Origin of the sequence: Haloarcula sp. CBA1127, assembly GCF_001485575.1 — an archaeon.
In the GTDB taxonomy this organism is placed as follows: Archaea; Halobacteriota; Halobacteria; order Halobacteriales; family Haloarculaceae; genus Haloarcula.
The window spans coordinates 2,314,555-2,332,508 of the sequence record NZ_BCNB01000006.1 but is presented as its reverse complement, the minus strand read 5'-3'; the positions used below and the strand labels follow the sequence as shown (position 1 = coordinate 2,332,508).

22 protein-coding genes are annotated in these 17,954 nt (G+C 61.8%); 10 read left to right on the top strand and 12 right to left on the bottom strand.

Features of this window, described 5'->3' with window-relative positions:
• Nucleotides 1-440: 440 nt before the first annotated feature.
• Nucleotides 441-857, top strand: coding sequence for a Rieske 2Fe-2S domain-containing protein (locus AV059_RS16320; RefSeq protein ID WP_007190455.1), 417 nt, complete (start codon nucleotides 441-443; stop codon nucleotides 855-857).
• Nucleotides 858-894: 37 nt separating this feature from the next.
• On the opposite strand, the gene AV059_RS16315 is transcribed toward AV059_RS16320, so the two are convergent.
• On the bottom strand, nucleotides 895-1,185 hold the full coding sequence (locus tag AV059_RS16315) for a transcriptional regulator (protein ID WP_004592932.1): 291 nt from the start codon (nucleotides 1,183-1,185) through the stop codon (nucleotides 895-897).
• A 128-nt stretch (nucleotides 1,186-1,313) separates the two neighbouring features.
• On the opposite strand from AV059_RS16315, the gene AV059_RS16310 reads away from it, so the two are divergent.
• Entirely contained in the window at nucleotides 1,314-2,180 is an 867-nt protein-coding gene (locus AV059_RS16310) for a universal stress protein (RefSeq protein ID WP_058996118.1), read from the top strand.
• Between the two features lie 72 nt (nucleotides 2,181-2,252).
• Here the strand turns inward: AV059_RS16310 and AV059_RS16305 are convergent, their stop codons facing one another.
• A complete protein-coding gene (locus AV059_RS16305; protein WP_058996116.1) occupies nucleotides 2,253-2,888 on the bottom strand; it encodes an FAD-dependent oxidoreductase in 636 nt (211 codons plus the stop codon).
• A 205-nt stretch (nucleotides 2,889-3,093) separates the two neighbouring features.
• Here AV059_RS16305 and AV059_RS16300 point away from each other — a divergent pair, with 205 nt between their 5' ends.
• The 4 genes from AV059_RS16300 (at nucleotide 3,094) to AV059_RS16285 (ending at nucleotide 8,250) form a co-directional block, all read left to right on the top strand.
• Entirely contained in the window at nucleotides 3,094-4,854 is a 1,761-nt protein-coding gene (locus tag AV059_RS16300; protein ID WP_058996115.1) for a 2-oxoacid:acceptor oxidoreductase subunit alpha, read from the top strand.
• Nucleotides 4,851-5,714 (top strand): 2-oxoacid:ferredoxin oxidoreductase subunit beta, encoded by an 864-nt coding sequence (locus AV059_RS16295; protein ID WP_058996113.1) that lies wholly within the window; start codon nucleotides 4,851-4,853, stop codon nucleotides 5,712-5,714. Before AV059_RS16300 ends, AV059_RS16295 begins: the two co-directional genes overlap by 4 nt.
• A gap of 267 nt (nucleotides 5,715-5,981) precedes the next feature.
• Complete coding sequence (locus tag AV059_RS16290) at nucleotides 5,982-6,776, top strand: class I SAM-dependent methyltransferase (RefSeq protein WP_058996111.1); 795 nt, start codon at nucleotides 5,982-5,984, stop codon at nucleotides 6,774-6,776.
• A 103-nt stretch (nucleotides 6,777-6,879) separates the two neighbouring features.
• The gene (locus tag AV059_RS16285) at nucleotides 6,880-8,250 is read left to right on the top strand and encodes a deoxyribodipyrimidine photo-lyase (RefSeq protein WP_058996109.1); all 1,371 of its coding nucleotides are present in this window, start codon (nucleotides 6,880-6,882) and stop codon (nucleotides 8,248-8,250) included.
• Between the two features lie 21 nt (nucleotides 8,251-8,271).
• Here AV059_RS16285 and AV059_RS16280 read toward each other — a convergent pair whose 3' ends face one another.
• The 3 genes from AV059_RS16280 to AV059_RS16270 form a co-directional block, all read right to left on the bottom strand.
• Complete coding sequence (locus AV059_RS16280; RefSeq protein WP_058996107.1) at nucleotides 8,272-8,757, bottom strand: metal-dependent hydrolase; 486 nt, start codon at nucleotides 8,755-8,757, stop codon at nucleotides 8,272-8,274.
• Nucleotides 8,757-9,305, bottom strand: coding sequence for a hypothetical protein (locus AV059_RS16275; RefSeq protein WP_058996105.1), 549 nt, complete (start codon nucleotides 9,303-9,305; stop codon nucleotides 8,757-8,759). The genes AV059_RS16280 and AV059_RS16275 overlap by 1 nt, the downstream gene beginning before the upstream one ends.
• Nucleotides 9,306-9,373: 68 nt before the next feature.
• Complete coding sequence (locus AV059_RS16270) at nucleotides 9,374-10,606, bottom strand: hypothetical protein (RefSeq protein ID WP_058996104.1); 1,233 nt, start codon at nucleotides 10,604-10,606, stop codon at nucleotides 9,374-9,376.
• Between the two features lie 111 nt (nucleotides 10,607-10,717).
• Here AV059_RS16270 and AV059_RS16265 point away from each other — a divergent pair, with 111 nt between their 5' ends.
• The 4 genes from AV059_RS16265 to AV059_RS21660 all read left to right on the top strand — a co-directional run bounded on the left by AV059_RS16265 (nucleotide 10,718) and on the right by AV059_RS21660 (nucleotide 13,638).
• Nucleotides 10,718-11,953 (top strand): digeranylgeranylglycerophospholipid reductase, encoded by a 1,236-nt coding sequence (locus tag AV059_RS16265; RefSeq protein WP_058996103.1) that lies wholly within the window; start codon nucleotides 10,718-10,720, stop codon nucleotides 11,951-11,953.
• A 55-nt stretch (nucleotides 11,954-12,008) separates the two neighbouring features.
• Complete coding sequence (locus AV059_RS16260; RefSeq protein WP_058996101.1) at nucleotides 12,009-12,722, top strand: NAD(+)/NADH kinase; 714 nt, start codon at nucleotides 12,009-12,011, stop codon at nucleotides 12,720-12,722.
• A gap of 41 nt (nucleotides 12,723-12,763) precedes the next feature.
• Nucleotides 12,764-13,225, top strand: coding sequence for a hypothetical protein (locus tag AV059_RS16255; RefSeq protein ID WP_058996099.1), 462 nt, complete (start codon nucleotides 12,764-12,766; stop codon nucleotides 13,223-13,225).
• A 236-nt stretch (nucleotides 13,226-13,461) separates the two neighbouring features.
• On the top strand, nucleotides 13,462-13,638 hold the full coding sequence (locus tag AV059_RS21660; protein WP_079990792.1) for a UPF0175 family protein: 177 nt from the start codon (nucleotides 13,462-13,464) through the stop codon (nucleotides 13,636-13,638).
• Nucleotides 13,639-13,681: 43 nt separating this feature from the next.
• Here AV059_RS21660 and AV059_RS16250 read toward each other — a convergent pair whose 3' ends face one another.
• From AV059_RS16250 to AV059_RS16220, 7 genes are all read right to left on the bottom strand, one after another.
• The gene (locus AV059_RS16250; RefSeq protein ID WP_004517812.1) at nucleotides 13,682-13,951 is read right to left on the bottom strand and encodes a hypothetical protein; all 270 of its coding nucleotides are present in this window, start codon (nucleotides 13,949-13,951) and stop codon (nucleotides 13,682-13,684) included.
• A gap of 10 nt (nucleotides 13,952-13,961) precedes the next feature.
• Nucleotides 13,962-14,261, bottom strand: a complete 300-nt coding sequence (locus AV059_RS16245) for a hypothetical protein (RefSeq protein WP_058996097.1) — start codon at nucleotides 14,259-14,261, stop codon at nucleotides 13,962-13,964.
• A gap of 110 nt (nucleotides 14,262-14,371) precedes the next feature.
• Nucleotides 14,372-15,136 (bottom strand): cytochrome bc complex cytochrome b subunit, encoded by a 765-nt coding sequence (locus AV059_RS16240; RefSeq protein ID WP_058996095.1) that lies wholly within the window; start codon nucleotides 15,134-15,136, stop codon nucleotides 14,372-14,374.
• Between the two features lie 4 nt (nucleotides 15,137-15,140).
• Nucleotides 15,141-15,944: a cytochrome bc complex cytochrome b subunit gene (locus tag AV059_RS16235; protein WP_058996093.1), complete on the bottom strand. Its 804-nt coding sequence runs from the start codon at nucleotides 15,942-15,944 to the stop codon at nucleotides 15,141-15,143.
• Nucleotides 15,945-15,947: 3 nt separating this feature from the next.
• A complete protein-coding gene (locus AV059_RS16230) occupies nucleotides 15,948-16,814 on the bottom strand; it encodes a cytochrome B (protein WP_058996092.1) in 867 nt (288 codons plus the stop codon).
• Between the two features lies 1 nt (nucleotide 16,815).
• Entirely contained in the window at nucleotides 16,816-17,235 is a 420-nt protein-coding gene (locus AV059_RS16225) for a hypothetical protein (RefSeq protein WP_058996089.1), read from the bottom strand.
• On the bottom strand, nucleotides 17,235-17,891 hold the full coding sequence (locus AV059_RS16220) for a halocyanin domain-containing protein (RefSeq protein ID WP_058996088.1): 657 nt from the start codon (nucleotides 17,889-17,891) through the stop codon (nucleotides 17,235-17,237). Before AV059_RS16220 ends, AV059_RS16225 begins: the two co-directional genes overlap by 1 nt.
• Between the last annotated feature and the right edge of the window lie 63 nt (nucleotides 17,892-17,954).

Genomic DNA, 17,954 nt, shown 5'->3' with positions numbered 1-17,954 from the left:
AATGATGAAACACTACATCATAATAAATAGTTGGTAGTGATAGTAGAATTATGTATCAGAGTTCGAGAGTACCTGAATGCTAATCAGGGAAAGAATCGTCGACAGAGCCGCCATCTACACACACTTTCGACTCTAGGTATATACAGCGTTGAGAACGTGTTTCTTATCTGATTTATTAATTACAAACTCACTCTGTATCGAGACGGCTCGTTCACACCACGTCTTCGCGCTCCACACCGCCAATAGCGAGACGCAACTCAGAACCCGACGTGCCAGTGGACATCAGAATCCCGACGAGTGGTTCGCATCCGGGACCCGCTTGGTGGCCGTTCACGGCTTTGGCGACTTGATTCCCACCACAACTGTCTGCGGAGCTACGTTCCGCGCTACTCGCCGTGACCGGCGGTTTGAAACGGCTCACATCCTTAGGGATGCGTAGTATGGACGAGGACAGCCGTATCGTCGCGCTGGATGAAGTGCCAGACGATGGAACCTTTCTGTTCACTGTTCGTGACGGGTTCGACACGAAAGAAGCGATTATCGTTGAGTTGTCCGATGCCGTCGTCGCGTTCGAGAACTACTGTCCACACTGGACAGATGTCCGGCTTGACAAAGGCAGTGGGGCGACGGTTCGTAACGGGGAACTGGTGTGTGAGAAACACGGGGCGACGTTCGAATCCGAGTCGGGGCTGTGTAACTACGGTCCCTGCGAGGGGGCAGTGCTGGAGGAAGTCGCGATCACTACTGAGGACGGTGATGTCTACCTGACTGACGAGCGCTACGAGTTCGAAAATCAGGGACCCTCCGGCAATCATGACCTTTCCTCACGCGGTCGCATCGGCTTCTCCGGGAACTGAGCGCACAGAATCGATGCCGCTGGGAATCGGTCCTGTATCAGCTGATCCGGTACGCCGGCTCCGAGACGGCTTCGCATTTACACTCCGGGCATCGACTCGGTCGGTTCGTCAAGTCGTCGAAGTCCGTGAAGCCGCACTCCTCGCACTCGGGCGGCGCGACGAGAAGCTGTTCGTCGGTCGATTCCAGAGATTTCGATATATGCTCTACGTGCGTGAGCGCGTCGCTGGTCTGTATTTCGAACTCGTTGGCGATTGTCCCGGCGGCCATCGCTTCGTCGCGTAGTTGGTCAGCGATGCGCTGGCGCGTCGTTCGACTTGCCTCGCGCATGGGAAAAATTGGCATCCGACTGTTATAGGCTTTGTTCTGTTCTTGTGGCACCACCGTCGCCCTCTCCCGGTCAGTTCCTCCATCCGCCACGATACTTTATCACCGACGGCGGTGAATAGCGACACCCGATGTTCGACAGAATCCTCGTTCCGACCGACGGAAGCCCCGGTTCCGAGCGCGCGTTCGAGGTCGCCGCGACGCTCGCCAGCACTCACGATGCAACCGTCCACGTCCTCTCGGTCGTCGACGAGCACGGACCCACGGACGACTGGGACTACGATGGCGACTCCCCAGCAGAAGCGTTCATCGAGTCACAGGCTGACCACGTCGACACCGAAGGCCTGTCCGTCACCGCCGCGGTCCGCGAGGGGGTCGTCCACGACGCGGTGCTTGACTACGGCGACGAGAACGACATCGACCTCATCATCATGGGGACCCACGGCCGCACCGGTGTCCGGCGGTTCCTCCTCGGCAGCGTGACCGAGAAGGTCGTCCGCCTCGCCGACGTACCGGTCCTCTCGGTCAAAGCCGACGCGGAGCCGGGGACCGTCTCGTTCGACGACATTCTGCTCCCGACCGACGGCAGTAGCGGCGCGGAGGCAGCGATTGAACCGGCGGGCGCGCTCGCAAGCGCAACCGATGCCACCGTTCATCTCGTTTCGGTTGTTGACACGCGGTCGCTCGGTGTCGATGTCGGGTCGAGCGTTATCGTCGACGAATTGGAGTCAGTCGCGACGGATGCGGTCGAGAATACGTCCGACCGACTCTCCGAGATGGGGGTCGAAACCGTCGAGACAGCTATCGCTCACGGCGTCCCGTATCGGACCATCCTCGACGCTATTGAGGAAGCTGATGCCGACCTCGTCGTCATCGGAACTCACGGCCGCACCGGCATCGACCGCTACCTGCTGGGCAGCGTTGCCGAAAAACTGGTCCGAACCTCGCCGGTTCCGGTGATGACCGTTCGAGCGTCGGACGTCGGTGAGGAAAGCTAACACCGCTCCCAGCGGTGTATCGTGGAATTATAGCCAGCCGATAAGACAGCGCTCGAACGGCACTCGACCGACCTATCCGAAGTTCTCGACTTTCGCGTCGTCAGTGTTGACCCCCGCAGCTTCCAGCGCTTCCGTGGCGGCGTCGAGGAAGTCCGCGAAGCCGTAAATGAACACCTGTCCGCCGTCCTCGATGGCGTCGGCGACCGGCTCAGTCAGGGACTCCTCGCTGTCGATGACCGAGACGAGCGCCCCGGCCTCGGCGAGCGCGTCCAGTCGGTCCTCGTGGACCGGCGCATCGTCCTGATACACGACTGCGGCCTCGTTGCCGTCGTCCAGTGCGCGCTCGGCGATACCCACGGCCGGACCGACGCCGGGACCCCCGGCGAGAACGACAGCGCGACTTTCGCCTTCGTAGTAATCCGACCCGAACGGCCCGGCAATGCGGACACCGTCGCCCGCTTCAAGCGCGCCGAGCTGGGGGGCTAGCTCGCCGTCGGGGTCGATGCCGACGGTAATCTCGAACGCCTCGTCGACCGTCGGCGAGGAGATTGTATAGAACCGCGAGATGTCTTCCCCGTCAACGGCCAGCGTCAGCTTGACGAACTGCCCCGGCTGTGCGTCGAAGGCGTCCGGTGTCTCGAAGTCGATCGCCACGGTGTCCGGTCCGACATCTCGGACGGCAACCACGTCGAGGACTTGTTCATCCATACCCGAGAGTTGCCGTGACTGGGCAAGGGGGTTACGGTCGCGGAGTTTCACGCCTCCCGGCATTTTTTGCTGGTGTTTTCTAACATACGGGTTATTATGCCGGTTTTCACTCGAAACTACCCCGGAATTCACTCGAATGCGAGTAGTGCGCGCGCGGGCGGTTACGGAAGGCTTTTCCTACCACGCTGGCTACCCGAGGGATATAATGCCAGAGGACCTGAACTGGGCCATCGGCGGCGAAGCCGGCGATGGAATCGACTCCACCGGGAAGATTTTCGCGCAGGCACTCTCCCGGGCTGGTCGACACGTCTTCACCTCAAAGGACTTCGCCTCCCGCATCCGTGGCGGGTACACTGCCTACAAGGTACGGACGTCAGTCGACCGGGTTGAGAGTGTCGTCGACCGCCTCGACATCCTGATCGCACTCACCGAGCGCACGATCCACGAGAACGAGGACGAACTCCACGAGGACTCCGTCATCATCTACGACGGCGAGCGCTCGACGATGCAGGACGTGGAGGTTCCCGGCGACGCGACAGCACTTGAAGTACCGCTGAAACGACTCGCGGAGGACGCGGGTGGGGCCATCATGCTCAACGTCGTCGCACTGGGCGCGGCGTGTGAAGTCACCGGCTTCCCCATCGAGAACCTTGACGAGAGCCTCGAAAAGCGCTTCGGCGACAAAGGCGAGGCCATCGTCGAGAACAACAAGAAGGCCGCCCGCAAGGGCCAGAACTACGTCCAAGAGGAGTACGGCGAGTTCGACTACGACATGGAGACCACCGACGAGGACTACGTGCTCCTCAACGGCGACGAGGCCATCGGCATGGGCGCTATCGCCGCCGGCTGTCGCTTCTACGCCGGCTACCCCATCACACCGGCGACGGACGTGATGGAGTACATGACCGGTCGCGTCGACCAGTTCGGCGGCAAGGTCGTTCAGGCCGAGGACGAACTCTCGGCCATCAACATGGCGCTTGGCGCGGCACGTGCCGGTGCCCGAGCCATGACCGCCACGTCCGGGCCGGGTATCGACCTGATGACCGAGACGTTCGGACTGGTCGCCACAAGCGAGACGCCGCTGGTCATCTGTGACGTGATGCGCTCCGGTCCGTCGACCGGGATGCCGACCAAACAGGAGCAGGGCGACCTCAACATGACGCTGTACGGCGGCCACGGCGAGATTCCGCGGTTCGTCGTCGCGCCGACGACCGTCTCGGAGTGTTTCTGGAAGACCGTCGAGGCGTTCAACCTCGCCGAGAAGTACCAGACCCCGGTCTTCCTCGTCTCGGACCTCGCGATGGCCGTGACGGAACAGACCTTCTCCCCAGAGACCTTCGACATGGACGAGGTCGAAATCGACCGCGGGAAGGTCGTCGACGAAAACGAAATCGACACCTGGCTGGACGAGAAGGGGCGCTTCCAGGCCCACTTCGCGGCCGCCGACGGGGTCTCGCCGCGTGCGTTCCCCGGCACGACCGACGGCGCACACATGACGACCGGCCTCGAACACGATGAACTCGGTCGCCGGACCGAGGACACGGACGTGCGTATCGAGCAGGTCGACAAGCGCCAGCGGAAAGTCGAGACCGCCCGCGAACAGGAGGACTTCGACTACCGCGAGTTCGGCGACCCCGACGCCGACACGCTCGTCATCTCTTGGGGCTCCAACGAAGGGGCCCTGCGTGAAGGGCTGACGCTGCTGGAGGAAGACGGCTACGACGTGCGGTTCCTCTCGGTGCCGTACATCTTCCCGCGGCCGGACCTCTCCGAAGAGATCGAAGCCGCAGAGGACGTCATTGTCGTCGAGTGTAACGCCACTGGCCAGTTTGCGGATGTTATTGAGCACGACGTCCTCGAACGGGTACAGCGCATCAACAAGTACAACGGCGTGCGGTTCAAAGCAGACGAACTGGCAACCGAGATCAAGCAGACGCTTGACACACCCCCGGAGGCAACACAATGAGTTCCGACGTTCGCTTCACAGACTTCAAATCCGACAAGCAACCGACCTGGTGTCCCGGCTGCGGTGACTTCGGGACGATGAACGGCATGATGAAGGCACTGGCAGAGACGGGCAACGACCCCGACAACACCTTCATCGTCGCCGGTATCGGCTGTTCCGGCAAGATCGGGACGTACATGCACAGCTACGCGCTTCACGGCGTCCACGGCCGCGCCCTGCCGGTGGGCATCGGCGTGAAGATGGCCAACCCGGACCTCGAAGTGATGGTCTCGGGCGGTGACGGTGACGGGTACTCCATCGGTGCCGGCCACTTCATCCACGCGGTACGGCGCAACGTCGACATGAGCTACGTCGTGATGGACAACCGGATCTACGGGCTGACCAAGGGGCAGGCCTCGCCGACCTCGCGTGAGGACTTCGAGACCTCGACCTCGCCCGACGGCCCGAACCAGCCGCCGGTCAACCCCAAGGCCCTCGCCCTAGCCTCCGGCGCGACGTTCATCGCGCAGTCGTTCTCCTCGAACGCACAGCGACACGCCGAGATCGTCCAGAAGGCCGTCGAACACGACGGCTTCGGCTTCGTGAACGTCTACTCGCCGTGTGTGACGTTCAACGACGTGGACACCTACGACTACTTCCGCGACGCCATCGTAGACCTCGACGAGACCGACCACGACCCATCGGACCGCGACCAGGCCAAGGACAAGATCCTCGAAAGCGAGAAGGAGTACATGGGCGTCCTGTATCAGAATGAAGATTCCGTTCCATTCGAGGAGCGTGAGGGCGTCGAGGGCTCGATGGCCGAGATTCCAGACGGCGCGCCCGAGGGCGCGATGGACCTCGTCCGCGAGTTCTACTAGACCACCTTTTTCAGCGTCGCCTTTCCTCGCGCGCTCACAGAGCGCGCTGTGGGAAGGCTCCTCGAAAAACGTGGGCGAAAAAGGCCGGAATCGAGGCCGAGCCTCGATTCCGGTGAAACGGCGGCCTGCGGCCGCCGTATGCTACCTGGCGTTTCTATAGACTCCCCAAACAGGTGTTCTTGATGACACATCCCGGCAACAAGTTGTGGCGATCACAACGTTGCTGAATGGGTTTATTTATGACAGTCGAATGAGGACTGTACGGAGATGGGTGACACGCTCGACTACGACGAAGCGGAAGCCCGGCAAGAGGAGGCGATATACAGAACGCCGGCCGCAGCGGCGCGTCGGGAGCGAGTCCGGACCCTGCTCGCACCCGAACTAGGCGACACAGTTCTTTCTATTGGCTGTGGGCCGGGCTTCGAGCCGGCAGAGATCGGCTGGGCGGTCGGCACCGAGGGACACGTTCACGGTATCGACCGGAGCCAGGCGATGCTTGAACTCGCCCGAGAACGCTGTGCTCCGCTCCCGCAAGTGACCGTGTCAAAGGGAGACGCTAGTTACCTTCCAGTGGCCGACGAATCGGTTGACGTGGCCGTTGCGGTGCAGGTGTTTGAGTACCTCGAAACAGTTGCGCCGGCGGTTGCAGAACTGGCCCGAGTCCTGCGGCCCGGCGGGTCCGCTGTCGTCTGTGACGCTGATTTCGCGTCGCTTGTCTGGCGCAGTCCCAATCCAGAGCGAATGGCCCGCATCCTCAGGGCGTTCGACGACCACTGCCCGCACCCGCGACTGGGCTCCCGTCTGGCTCCGGTTCTCCGAGAGGGTGGGCTGGCGGTTGACCGGGTCGAACCGAACACTATTGTCAACACCCGACTCGAAGAGGAGACGTTCGCGTATCATCTCATGCAGTTCATTGAGGACTATGCGGCCGACCATGGAGCTATCGAGCGTATGGCGGCACAGGCCTGGGTGAACGACCTCCGGGAGCAGGAGGTTGCCGGGGAGACGTTTTTCAGTTTCACGCAGTACTGCTATCTCGTTCGCAAACCTGCGTCACAGTAGGTCGGCGATATGTGGGAGACAGAGAGCCAGATATCATGTCTTCCGGTCTCACACACAATAGAATCGGGTTCGGACCCATATGCTGGTATCCCTAACAAAAGGTATGCACGTTTTCTGGCATCAGCGGGACCTCCGAATACCGGACAACCGGGGGTTGACTGCCGCCGCTGCGGACGACGAAGTACTGCCGGTGTACGTTCTCGACACGGACCTGCTGGCAACCATCGGGAAGCGGCAGCGAGCGTTCCTGCTGGCCGGCGTCCGAGCGCTGAAACAGGCGTATCGGGACCACGGCGGGGAGTTACTCGTCAGGAAGGGGACTGCCGTCGATGTGCTTTCGAATGTTGTCGATGAGTACGATGCCGACCGGGTGTACTACAACGAACACTACCGCCCAGCACGGCGGAACCGCCAGCGGCGAGTCGACGAAGCGCTCCCGACGAAATCGCTGACTGACCTCGTGCTCGTTGACCCGGCAGGGCTCGATAGCCAGTACGAGAACCACAGCCGCTTCTACGACGACTGGCAGGCCCACCACAAGCTACCGCCGGTCGGCAGTCCGGACTCGGGCACACTCGTCGACGTGTCGGACCCAACGACAGCGCCGACCATCGAGACGGAGATGGACCTGCCGACGCCCGGCTACGAGGGCGCACGGCAGCGATACGACAACTTCCTCACCGGCGGCATCGAGACGTACAACGATACCAGAGATGATATGCAGGCCGCCGTCGAGCGGCCGACCAGCGCCGTCTCGCGTATGTCGCCGTACCTCGCGGCGGGGATGATCGGCATCCGCGAGATGTGGCGTGATGCCTCCGACCGACATACAGAAGCTACCGGCGACGCCCAGCGAAACATCCAGAAGTACCGCTACGAGCTTTCGTGGCGCGAACAGAGCTACCACCTGCTGTACTACAACCCAACGCTGTTGTCGGAGAACTACAAGACGTTCCCAAACCGTATCGAGTGGGAAAACGATGAGGATAACTTCGAGGCCTGGAAGCGCGGCGAGACGGGGTATCCATTCATCGACGCCGGGATGCGCCAGCTCGAACAGGAGGGGTACATCCATAACCGGCCGCGCCAGAACGTCGCGTCCTTCCTCACAAAGCATCTCCTCGTCGACTGGCGCGAGGGGGCGCGACACTTCCGGAAGCGACTGGTCGACCACGACCCGGCTAACAACGCCGCCAGCTGGCAGTGGACGGCCTCGACCGGGACCGACTCCGTGGACGTGCGAATCTTCGACCCGGTCGCACAGATGAGCAAGTACGACAGCGGGGCAGACTACGTCACGGAGTACGTGCCGGAGCTTCGCGGCGTTCCATCGAACAAGATTGTCGACTGGCCGACGCTCTCGGACGGCGAACGCGAGGAACTGGCCCCGGACTACTACCACCCAATCGTCGACCGGAACGCCGCCTACGAGCGCGCACAGCGCGTGTTCGAGACGGCGCTGGGGAAGCGCTGAGGAAGGTAGACGTAAGTAGCGCTATGCTCTGTACTGCACGAGGAGATAGGCCGCCACTGCAACGGAACCAGTGACGCCGGTGAGCCAGATATCCGTACTCAGATACAGCCCCGGTGTCGGCGGGTGGTACTGCGTCAGCGGCCACAGCACTTCGTATGATCGGCCAGCCGCCTTCAGTAGGAGTGCATCGGCAAACAGGTGGCTGGCCGCCCCGAGCGACAGCAGACCGAACACGCGCCGCCGGTCGGCGCGGTTCACGACCACTACCCCTACAAGGACGGCGACGAACGCGCCACCGAGCGTGTGGACGCCCAGCCAGTCAAACGGGGTGTCCAGCGCCGCCTCGATGGTCGCGGAATCCACTAGGAGCTTGATTTTCGCCATATCCGGAATAAATGCGCCCGCCATACCCACAGTCACATACTCGCCAGTGAGCCAGTCGTACCGCAGTGACAGGAGGGTACAGATGGTGAACGCGATGAAGGCGTGCGAGAGCAGGTCCGGCATCAGGCACGCACCTCCTGCACCTGTGTGCGCAGCGCCCGTATCGGCCGGAGTGGCTCCTCACGCCGGCATAGTGCCCCCGTCTGCCAGTTCAGCCGCCAACCACAGACTAGCCGTCCGAGGGTCCACAGGCCGGCGAGGGCAGAAACGAGGTACATCGCAACGTAGTTTGTCGCGGGCACGCTCACACTGTTTTCCGCGGTGATGGTCCAATCTGGGCCGAGCGTCCCGTACACCTGCAGTGATTCGCCTTCGGCGACGGCTCTGTCGACGTTCCGGACCACGATCGCGAGTGTGCCGCTGTAGCGCTCGCCGTTAGCAGCGTACTCGTACTCGACGGCGATTTCGACCGGCTCAGTTCCGGTGACCGTGCCAGTCACCTGAACAGACTCGCCGACGTACCTGTCGTAGTCCGCAGCTAGTGCGTCCTCTGCGGGATAATCGCCCAGTTCGGAGGCCGGCGTGGCGGTGCCGAATCCGACCATGAGTGCGAACAGCACGGCCAGCAATCCGCAGATAGCTGCGGCCCTGCCCACCCACGAGTGAAGCATTCAAATCTCGGTGCGGGCGGCGTGATATAAACTCTGGCGCTTGGGTCGAATCGATATCGCTCGTGTGCCTACTCAGGCTTGCCGGGCAGGACGTCCGGGTCGCCGGAGCGGTAGATGTACTCGACAGCGACGCCGGTCAACGGCGAGTCGGCGGCCGTTGCGTAGGACTTCGCGAGGTCGAGGTACTGTTCGGTCACGTCGACGACGCGCCGATAGGCGGCTTCGTCGTCGGGCGCGAGCAGGTACTCGGCGGTAACAGGTGTCAGTTGCCCCTCCGCGCGGTCGTCGTCGTAGTCGTCGACGTCGTCGAGCCACACCTGTGCGCCGATGATGGCGAGGACGATGGCCTTGGCGAACTCGTCATCGATATCGAGGCCAGCGAGTCGGTAGAGGTCAAGCATCCCGTCGTAGAGGACGCCGACACGGGCGTACTGGGTCTTGCTGTAGGGGAGTTCCTTCTCCGTCTCGGTAAGTGTCGCCGGCTCCTCGTCATAATCAGCGAACTTGTATTCTTTCCGGATATCGGTCAGGGCATCGGCGTCACCGTCCTCGGCCGCAGTCATCAGCTCCCGGAAGTAGTCGTCGCGGTCCTGATGGGCCTCGCTGTAGTCGACAGCCCACTGGTAGGCGTTCTCGACAACAGGCGGCATATCTTCCAACAGGCCGTCGAGGTGGGACTGCAGCGCGGACTGGGCGACCTCGGCGACACGACGGCGGTCGGCTTCGCTCCCGCTCCACGGCTCGCTTCGCTCACCGTGTCGCTTCGAGGGCTCCAACCGGTCGCCCTCGGCCGCCTCAAACTCGACCTCGAAATCTTCGAACTCGTCGTCGTTGATGGCGTCGCGCATATCGCCATCGATGAGTGCCTCGATGGAGAGGCGAGTCATCTGCTCGGCGCGGACGACCATCTCGCGGGGCGCAAGGTCCTGTGCCGGTCCCTGTTCCAGCGCCGTCTTGTCGACAGTCGGAACACCGTCGGCGATAGCGTCGATAACGGGGTCACCGGGTGCCTGCTGACGGGCATTGCGGTAGACATAGCCCAGCGTCAACTGTGCGGGCAGAATAAGCTTCGTGTCATAGGAGAATTCGACCGGCCGGCCGAACTCGTCTTCGAGGGCGTCCTCGATGCGGTCGGTTACGTCGTCGACCATTGCCTCGGTGCGGTCATCGATCTCGGATTTCAGCGAAAGACTGCCGGCATCGAACACGCCGGTGTCCGCGTAGTATCCCAGCACTGCCCGTACTGCCGTGGGAAGCCGCCGCCTGTCCGCGAGCACGCCCGCGCCTGTCTTGAGAACCATTGTATGTCGCCCCGGGTGTTCCCGTCATGGTAGTGGGGCCGTCTTTACCCTTTCGAGAACGCCCTCGGTGTATTCGGAAAGACTGATTACTGACAGGGAATACCCACAACCATGCGCGAGCGCTTTGACGTGGTAATAGCCGGAGCCGGCCCTGCCGGGGCGCAGTGTGCCCGTGATCTAGCGGAGCGAAACTACGAGGTGCTCGTTCTCGAAAGCGAGCCCGAAGACGGGTTCCCGCGTCAGAGCAACAAGTCTACCGCCGGGACGTTTATGTCGGCGATGACGGGCTTTGCGATTCCTGATGACGTGGTGATGAACTACACGGACGACGTCGTACTCGAGTCCCCCAACGACCACTACGTCCGCAATCAGACCGGCGCAGTCTTGGAGTTCGCGGAGTTCAAACAGTGGCTCGTCTCTGAGGGCCGGGATAAGGGCGCGACCTACCGCTTTGACTCCCGCGTCTCGGCCCCCATCATGGAAAACGGTGAGATCGTCGGCGTCCGCTACGACGGCGACGAAGAGGTGTACGCGGACATCGTCATCGACGCCACCGGCCCTGCCGCGCCGCTGGCGAAGGAACTAGACGTGTGTAACCTCCAGCGGGACCACCAGGCCATCGGCGTCGAGTACGAGTTCGAGGGCGTCGAAGTCAACCACGACGACTACGCCGACCTCAGGGACGCGATGATGCTCCGCCTCGATCACGACCTCGCCCCGGGTGGCTACTCCTGGATTTTCCACACCGGTGAAGATACGGCGAAAGTTGGCCTCTGTTACATCCAGAACGGCTCCCACCAGAAGTACGCCAAAGACGGGATGGGGATCGACGACTATCTGGAGTACTGGCTCGATTCGGACCCCAGATTCGACGACGCCGAGCGAATCGAGGGCACACAGGCCCACCGCGGGTCGGCCCACATCCAGCCACCCGACTCGATGAGCACGGACAACTTCATGGCTATCGGCGACACTGTCCCGACTGTCGACCCGCTGTGGGGAGAGGGGATACATAAAGGGATGAAATCGGCCCGCGCCGCAGCCGCGACAGCCGATTCGGCGCTCAAGCCCGACGAACCCGACACGTCGGCGGAGAACCTCTCTGTCTACGATCAGCTCTGGCACAGCGAGGTAGCCCCGAAACACAACGCCCGCCTGATGATGACGGAACTGCTGTATCTCGCCCCGAACGAGCGGTACGATCAGCTGATGGACGATCTCCGGAGTACCGGACAGGACACCCTCAGGCAGATCAACGGCGGCGACCGGCGGGCGATTGCGAAGCTCACCCATCTCTCTGACATGCCGATTCTCGTCGAATACGCGCGCCGTCGTCTCGATATCTGAGTACCATCACGCGAAGTGCGGCAGGTTTTTTTCCGCCGGCCCGGAGTTTCAGATGATGGAAACCCCCGTTGGTGTGGTCGGTGACGACGCCCTCGCAGACGTGCTCCGAGACGCCGGCGTAGCTGTTGAACGGGGTAGTGACGGCACTGTGCCGGATACTGAACGGGTCGTCGCTGTCGGTGAGGACGCCGTCGCTGCCGTGGCGCGGGCCGACGGTGACCCGCTCGTGTTGCCAGTCGCGGCAGGTCGCGGCGTCCGGTCAGTACCGCGAGACGACGCTGTCGGGGCTGTGTCGGGGCTTGCGGACGCCCGGGTTGAGACGCATCCGATCCTCCGCGTAACGATGCCCGACAGAACGGTCGAACAGGCGTTCTGGGACGTGACCCTCGTCACTGCCGACGCCGCCCGCATCTCCGAGTTCACTATTGCATCGACGGCTGACCGCATCGGACAGTTCCGGGCCGACGGTGTCGTAATTGCGACGGCTGCTGGCTCACCGGGCTACGCCCACCGTGTCGGCGGCCCAATTCTGGCACCGTCAGACCAGGCAGTGGCAGCACCGATCGCGCCGTTTGCAACCGACCCGGATCACTGGGTGTTGCCCGTCGACGGACTCAGTGCCTCGGTCGAGCGCGACGAGGCGACCGTCGAGTTACTCGTCGATGACCGCGTATCTCAGCCCGTCAGCTATCAGGAAAGTATCACAATCTCGCTCGGGTCCCCCGTTCGGACCGCCGTCGTCGACGAGAGCCAGTCCAGATTCGAGTGAGATTGGAAAGACACTAATGGACGGTGGACAGAGCTTTGCATATGCAGCCATCCGTAACGTTCTTTGGGCCACTGGATACCATTCTGGGGAGCCCCACTGTCGGCGGCGCGCTCCTCATCGAATACGTCATCTTCGGAGTGGTAATTGTCAACTTCCTGACCCGGCAGCTCGCCCACAGAAGCCACGTCAAACAGTACGAAAACGATGGCGCGGACGCGGTCAGCCGCCACCCGGCGCACACGTTCACCAACATCACGCTGGTCGTGCTGTCGTTTTTCTACATGACGCTTCACCATCACGGCGGGATGGTCCTGTCGGTACTCGTCCTCGGCGCAGTCATCACCGACTTCTTCGAGTTCGAATCCCGGAAGGTCGAGGCGCGCCGTGACATTCCACTCGAACGGCCGAAGGGAGCCATCGTCGCCGCCCTCGTAGTGTTCATGTACGCGGGCTACCAGAGCCTGTTCTGGGTCATCAAGGGTCCCTGGAGCGCTATCGTCTGAACACGGCCTCTCATTCTGTCGGCGTCGAGTACCTGTAATTTGTTAGCCGCGCCTACCGATAGCCGTGGGTATATGATCGGCACTCCTCCCAGCTCATCCAGTACCAAACATTCGTATGGTTCTGCGCCATAATAGTTTTTGGACGGCCAGCATACTACGATTTCAGGGGCTAATTGGTATAGAATTAGCCGCAATAGTTTAATACCTACACTTCATTTGTGTCGGTGTAGACGAACATGTCACACAGGTCCCTCACAACGGCGTTGACACTATATCGCGGGGAAACACTCACACTCGAAGAGGCGGCGACCTACAGCGGAGTGTCACCAACAAAGTTCGCCGCGGCGCTTCGTTCCCGCGGGATTCAGGTACGTGACGAGGACAGCGCACCGCTCGATCAGACTGCGAACTGAGAGTGGCGTCGGTCCCAGTTAGAAAGACACGGCTACTGCGTACTTATGCCGACCGCTCGTTGAGATACGCCTGGAATTCACTGATCAGCGGGAGCACGACCCAGAAGGTCAGTGCGCCCAGTACCGCGAACCAAAAGAACGCGTCGCCCATGAACAGAGCGATCTGGTCGAACGTGGTCGGTTCCTCGATAGTAAGTTCGCCGGTGAGCTGTGCCCCCTCGAAACTCGGCGTGTTGTACCAGCCCTTGATGGTCATCCAACCCAGTCCGCCGACCATGAGGCACGCGAACCCCTTCATGAACTCGTCAGCCATTATCCGAACGTTAGGTAGCGTCGTCTTTAGACTTTCCCATTTCCTCGGTACGGAAGCGCGTCGAAAACGCATAGACGACTGTGCCGGCGAGGATGCACGCGATCCCGGCGAGGCCGACCGGAACATCGATCTCTGAGGCGGGCGCTGACGCCCGCTGTGTCGCCACGTCGACGAGGATGAATCCGGCGACGACGCTGACGACCGCAAACAGCGTCGAAAACACCGTCACGGCCTTGTACACGCGCAGCGGCACCACAACGTCCCGCCGCTCCGAACCGTCTTCAGTCCCCGCTGACTGGTCCCCTGTCATCGGTACCACTAGGGACGGGAGCCACTTTACTGCGGCGAGATGTGGTCGCAACGCTCGCGGTAGTAGTGGGCAGAGAACGTGAGAAACGACGGAGAAATCGACCGATCAGATTACTTCGGCGGCCGCAGCCGATAGTACCGACGGTTGAGGTCGAACATGTAGCCCTCGCGCATCGTCTTGAGCACCGCGTAGGTGATGGTCGCACTGATGATGGGGACGAGGAACGTCAGGTCGAACAGCAGGTGGGAGTCCATCGGGAGGAGGTTCTTGATGGACAGCGCGGCGATGGTCAGGCTGAAGATGACGCCGGACATCCCGACCGCAGCCCAGAACGGCTGCTCGACGGGACGGCGGGCGGACCCCTTGTTCAGGAAGGGGACGATGGCGACGAATCCGACGACCACGACGTTTGCCAGCACACCGTAGGTTCGGTCAGCCATGAGCTTCGAACCGCCGAGGATGCTCAGCTCGGGGTTCAGCGGGCCGAGCTTGAGCAGGCCGAAAGACCAGTAGAGATACCAGTCCGGCAGGATAATCGCCGGCGTCACGCCGGAGTTTGCGGGGTTCGGCATCTCTGGCGGTAACGTCGCCGAGACGAACAGAATCATGCCCACGAAGAAAGACGTCAGCGCGATATTGCGCATCATCTCGTGGGGCCAGGCCGGGAACGCGAGCACGTCACGCTCGACGTAGTCCGACTGCTGGCGAAGGTCCTGGTCCTCGCGGCGCGCCCGCTCGAAGTACTCGTAGGTCAGCCGGGAGAGCCCCTGGGTCCGCTCCTTTCGCTCGGACCATGCGGGGGTCTCGTCGTCCGGCGAGACGATACCGGTGCCGGAACCGTCCGTGCGAACGTCGTCTGTGTCGTTGTCGCTCATAGTATTAGTGTGGCTCAGCGATCCCCTGCATCCAGACGATGCCGATGTGGACCGCGATGATGGCAGTCGTGATGAACGGCAGGAAGAACACGTGCAGGATGTACATCCGTTGTAGCGTGGCCTGCGATAGCGTGAACCCTCCGAACATCAACTGTGCGACCCACTCACCGATAAGCGGGATGGAGAGGGACATCTCGACGCCAATCTGGCCGGCCCAGAACGAAAGCTGGCTCCACGGCAGCAGGTAGCCGGTGTATCCGAACACCAGCGTCAGCGAGATCAGGACGATGCCGATGAGCCAGTTCAGCTCGCGCGGCTCCTTGTATGCCCCGGTGAAGTACACACGGAGCATGTGGAGGAACACGGCGGCGACCATGATCTGCGCGGCCCAGCGGTGAACCGAGCGCAGGAAGTAGCCGAGGTTGAGCTGGCCCATGATGAGCATCACCGAATCGTACGCGACTGTCGGCGACCCGTCAGCAGCCGCGGCTGCCGGTGCGTAGTAGAAGCCCAGCAGCGCGCCTGATATCGCAGCAACGATGTACGCAACTGTCGAGAACGACCCGAGTGCGTACAGTGGGTACCAGTACCAGAACTTGTTGTCGAGGTTGTACTGTTCCGTGTGGCTCTTCGGCATCTGCATGTTGACCTTGTAGTAGAGATCTTCGAGGATCTCCAGATAGTCAACGACGCGCAGCCGTCGGTCGAGCCAGATGAGCACGGTCAGGTACACCGATTCGATCGGTGTCAGCTCGCGCGATTCCATCCAGCCTTTGTGGTCGTGTTCGTCTTTGCGTTCGAGACTCATTGATTACTCCGTTTTTGGTGGGCGTGGCAGCGCCACGAACGTCGATTGCACGGGGCTGAACGGGTCATACACGGACTGGTGGCACTGACAGTAGATGTCGTTGGCCGCGCCGAAGTTGGCGCTCCCGCTCTGCGTTTTGAACCCTGGCACGCAACAGAAGTGCGTGCATTTGTTCAGCCAGGCGATGAAGCCTTGGTCAGTTGCCTCGGAGACGAATGACTGGACGCTTCCGGGAAGGTCCGCGTACTCGCCCTCGCCATTGGCCATCTTCTCGACCTCGGCTGACCTGATTATTTGCACCGGAGCGCCGTTCTTTCCATCGCTGTTGGCCCGCCAGATGACACTTGCGGGCTTCCCGACGCCGGAGTCGCCGATGCCGTTACCCCAGTCCTTATAATCCTCGAACATATCGACCGTAAGGGGTTTGCCGGACTCGTACTCTCCCTGCCAGGAGAAGGTCCCTGTGGAATTGAGGAACGTGTTGTTCCGGTCTGATTGTGGGTAGATAGCTGCAGTACTCTGGATACCGCAGTACTGGAACCACTGTGAGGAGTAGTCGATGCCGCTCCCGCCGAAGTCCGGTGCAACGGCCGCACCGGCGTTCTCGTCGTACTCTGGCCAAAGCCCACTGATCTCGCCACCGTTAATCTCGATCGGGATGATCGGCATTCCCCGCGGTGCCGGTCCATCAGTGTTCTCAACGGCAACGAACGGGGTTGTCCCGCCACCTTCGCCGGCGGCGTCTGTCGTCGCGTCAACGGCTGCTGCGCCACCGACGCCAACGCCGGAGAGTGCAGCGCTTCCAACGACGCCCTTTACGAAGCGACGACGGCCTGTTTCGGCCGGATATTTGTCTTCATCAAGTGGCATATTATTTCTTGTAGTATGGGTACACTGCGCGTTTGAATGTCTCTGCGAACTTGTCGCCATCTGCAACCGTTGTTCCGTCAACGTCTTCCTGACGGATGTAGAGGTCTTCCCACTTGCGACGGCGCTTCTTGACGATCATCACGTCGGGGAGGAACTCCTTGCGGTACAGCAGCATGATGAACGCCAGGTCGATGAAAATCGCCGTCAACACGCCGCCCATGAACATATTGGCCTCGATGAGGCGGACGGTCAACACCGTGCCGATGCCGGACGCCCACCCGGCGATCATGCCGTAGGTGAAGAGGCCGACGAGGCCGACCTGAATCACCGTCAGGAGTACGATGCCGACAGCCGCTGCTGTGCTTTCGCGTGGCGGTTCGTACCGGTGGATATCACCGTACGTGGAGCCTTCGGACGCCATTAGTTGTTCCCTCCGCTAGTGTGGGGCGACTCGCCGTACTTCAGCTGGAAGAACGTGAATATCAGCGGGATGATGACTGCGAGGCCAGCGCCGAACCCGACGTAGTGTGGCTGAATCGGGACGCCGGCGTAGTGGGGGTCGACCTCGACCGGGCCACCACCACCGACCGTCATTGTCGGGTACTCCTCGCCGACGACGATAGCCCCCTTCATGTTGAGGCTTTCGTGGGGGACACAGAGATACGGGTAAATGCCGTCCTCTTCGAAGGTGTGCTCGTAGTTGACGCCAGCACTGGAGACGGCGCTACCGGAATCCAGCGGGCCGTCACCATCTGAGGCGACGTTGTGGCCGCCGCCGTTGCCTGTCCACTCCCATTGGACGGTCGCGCCGTTGTCAACGTGGACGGCTGGCGGACCGAACCCGTACGCGCCGCCGTTGGCCTGCACGCCGACCTCGACAGTTACTGTGTCCTGCCCGGTCGCGTCGACGGTCGACCCGTCGAAGTTCCCGACCGAATCCAGGAAACCGCCGTAGTCCGGGACGGTTTCGCCACCGTCACCGCCCTCCTCCTGTGCGGCGGCTGCGCCGGTGGCGCTGAGGGTCGCCGCAGCACCGGCGGCCCCCCCTGCTGTCCGGACGAACTCCCGTCTGTTCATATACACTCTGGAATCAGGACTGAGTTTGTATAAACCCACCGAATACCACCCGCAGGAACCGTC